The 3,180-nt window shown below is 54.3% G+C and carries 3 protein-coding genes; all 3 read left to right on the top strand.

Annotation, left to right across the window (positions count from 1 at the left end; translation table 11 throughout):
- The first annotated feature begins 415 nt into the window (after positions 1-415).
- Entirely contained in the window at positions 416-826 is a 411-nt protein-coding gene (locus E2980_RS23670) for a hypothetical protein (RefSeq protein WP_135154672.1), read from the top strand.
- A gap of 61 nt (positions 827-887) precedes the next feature.
- Positions 888-2,267 carry a DDE-type integrase/transposase/recombinase gene (locus E2980_RS23675; protein ID WP_135154673.1) on the top strand — a complete coding sequence of 460 codons (1,380 nt, stop codon included), beginning with the start codon at positions 888-890 and terminating at the stop codon, positions 2,265-2,267.
- Positions 2,264-3,055, top strand: a complete 792-nt coding sequence (locus E2980_RS23680) for an ExeA family protein (RefSeq protein WP_240703175.1) — start codon at positions 2,264-2,266, stop codon at positions 3,053-3,055. Before E2980_RS23675 ends, E2980_RS23680 begins: the two co-directional genes overlap by 4 nt.
- The last annotated feature ends 125 nt before the right edge of the window (positions 3,056-3,180 follow it).

The following is a 3,180-nucleotide window of genomic DNA, read 5'->3' on the forward strand; positions in this document are numbered from 1 at the left end:
TGTCGCCGTTCACTTCCGTTGTCGGAAGTAGAGCGGCGATTTTTTATATGTAATGACGGAGATGTAGAGATATAATTGGCGGGGGTGGTGTACGAATCACCGACAATCATGAGGAGTAGGCGGATTGCTGAATATATAAAAGAACAGGAAGATGTCAAGGTTTGGCGGCCTCATCTTCCTGTCCCCCCCGGCTTACGCCACATTTATCGTATTGAATTCTAAGACAGATGTAAAGTCATATTTGCTGGATGTAGCAGACGGTCTTCCGGAGACCGAGCGGCCGAGTTGTTGTACGCATTGTAAGACGAATCGCAGACCCCATCGACATGGACAGTTCAAGCGGTGGCTGAGCACGCTCACCGAACGGATCTTGCTGCCCGTCTTTCGCTTTCTTTGTCCAGTGTGTAAGCGGACAATGAGCGTCCTGCCGGCATTTGCCGAGGCGTACCATGAGGCTTCTATTGAAGTGAAACAAGAAGTGATAATACGCGCTGAAGAAGGCATGCCGGTTACCATCCTTGCTTCTGAGACCCGTCATTTTGCAGGCGGCCCCTACGCGGAAAAGACGCTACGGCGCTGGCTTCGCACTTGGCGTCAGCGATTGCTGCGCCACCAAGAACGCCTCTGGGAACGACTGCTCCATGACGACTTGGAGACGGAACTGCCGCGCGAGAGGATTTCGGATATTCGAGCCCTGCTGGTAGGTTGGAACAACCGTCTAGGTAGCAAGAGCCTCTTTTCGACGGTACTTCTTCTCGACCGCTCGCACGGCATGGCGGAAAGCCTTATCCATCCCACAGCGGTTGGGCATAGCCTGTCCGGATGACTTCCCCGACAATGAAGCGGAGGGCATTTCGCCCATCCTTTATCTGTGGAGGAACTCATTCATGGCTGTAAATCAGCAAGACGAACAAATCGCTGCTGCCCGCTATGCGCTCATTGCTCCCATTGTGAGTAGACAAACGCCGCTACTACCGGGAGAACTGCGTCAATGGCTGGAGCAAACCGCTGACCGCTTATTTGAATTACCGGGAACGGGGCGGCAAACCGTAAGTGCCCGTACATTGGAGCGTTATTTGGCTGCTTACCGCAAAGGCGGTTGGGACGCGCTTAAACCAAAGGCAAGGCAGACTGTGGCGATGACCAAGCTGCCGTCCGAGATTTTGCAACTGGCGATTAAACTTCGCCGCGAGCGCCCGCAGCGAAGTGTCGAGCAACTTATCTTCCTGCTTGAGCAAAGCAAAGCGGCGCAGCCGGGACAAGTGGCGGCTAGTACGCTCGCCCGGCATCTGCGCAAGGCAGGCGCCAGTCGAAATGAACTGCAACAGTCCGCACCATCCTCCGAATTTCGTCGCTTTGAGGCAGAGGATATCTTGACACTTGTACAGTCGGACTTCAAGCATTTCGTCTACCTCCCCGACCCCAATCATCCGGGAAAGAAGCGAAAGACGATTCTGCTCGCCCTTGTCGACGATTACAGCCGTTATGTGCTACATGCCCAAATCTACTGGGACGAGCAACTGCCGCGCCTGGAGGACAGCCTGAAGAAAGCAATTCTCCGCCATGGTATTCCCGAGACGTTCTATTGCGACAACGGCTCTGCATTCTCGGCACACCATCTGGCCCGGATCTGCGGCAGGCTTGGCATTCGTCTCGTACACAGCAAGCCGTACCGGCCGCAAGGCCGCGGGAAAGTTGAACGATTATTTCAGTTCGTCGATTCCAGCTTCCGTCCGGAAGTGCAGGCAGATGTGGACCAAGGTAAACTTACAACGCTTGCGGAGCTGAACAATGCCCTGCGTGGATGGCTGGATGGTTACTACCATGAGCGTGTACACGGTAGTACCAAGCGCTCACCGCGTGAGAAATACGAATCCAGCAACAGGGAGCGTAAACGCAAATCCCTGACGGAACTGAATACGTTGTTCCTTTGGGAGGAGACGCGAAGTGTGGATAAGGCTTGCTGTGTCAAGCTGGGCGGCAATATCTACGAAGTGGAAACTGCCTTGGCTGGCAAGCGTGTGCAGCTCCGCTACGATCCATTTGATCTCACAGAAGTACAGGTGTGGTGGGAGGATAAACGATATGTCGAAGCCAAGCCAGTGGAACTGAACCGTAAGCGGAAGAAGAAGCCAGATGAGCCGCAGCCGCGGCCACAGGAGCAAAAGGAAAGCCTGTCGTTCTTGGAACTGGCGGAGAAAAAGCGCCAAGCGGCATGGCAAGAGGACGAACTGCACTATGCACGAAAAGGCGGTGAGCGTACTTGAGTATTCGTCCTTTTACGAAAGAGTGCGACACCTGCTACGAAACGAAGGGACACCAGGAAGCCTATGCGCGGCTGAACATGGCGGTGGAAAACCGGATGCTCAGCGTCCTAACCGGTGAAGTGGGCAGCGGCAAATCCGCCCTGCTCCGAAGGCTATCCCGAATGCTTGATCCCATGCGAACACTGACGATTTATCTGAGCACCGCCGACTTAAAGCCACGTGATTTCTACGCGGCATTGCTGCGCCAACTGGAGGAAGAAGCGCCTTTCTCTGTCGCGAAAGCACGCAGGTTATGGACTGAAGTGCTCACCCGGCGAGAAGCACAAGGCGAACGGGGGCTCGTTGTTGTTATTGATGAAGCCCACGAGATGAGTGAAGCCATGCTGCTTGAGTTACGCTTTGTGATGAGCCACCAAATGGATGCTCGCTCCCTTTTCCCTGTGATACTGGCGGGACAACCGGAGTTGAGGAAGAAGTTGCGACTTAAGAAATACGAGGCCATTAGCCAGCGCGTGGGAATCCAGTACCACTTGAACGGTATGAGTCGGGAGGAAACGAGCGGCTACATTCGCCACCATATGGAGGCGGCGAATCTGACGCGGCCGGTGTTTGCAGAGAGTGCCATTCAAATGCTGCACGCGGCAAGCCAGGGAATTCCGAGGGTAGTGAACCAAATATGCGGGCAGGCTTTGTTTGAGGCGGAAGGAAAAGGGCTCGAAGTTATAGAAGAAGAACATATAGGCCGAGTCCTCTCCGATATGGACCGGCAACGGGGAACGGCGGGATAACTCGCCGGTTTTCCTTAGTGTGAGTGATTGGCGTTACACCTTCCACCTGCCTGACGTGCCTGACATACAAATGCTCACGTCATTGACGGTGATTATTGCACCGACAAAGTGCGTGAGCGGTAACA

Source organism: Cohnella luojiensis, from assembly GCF_004564235.1.
Classification (GTDB): domain Bacteria; phylum Bacillota; class Bacilli; order Paenibacillales; family Paenibacillaceae; genus Cohnella; species Cohnella luojiensis.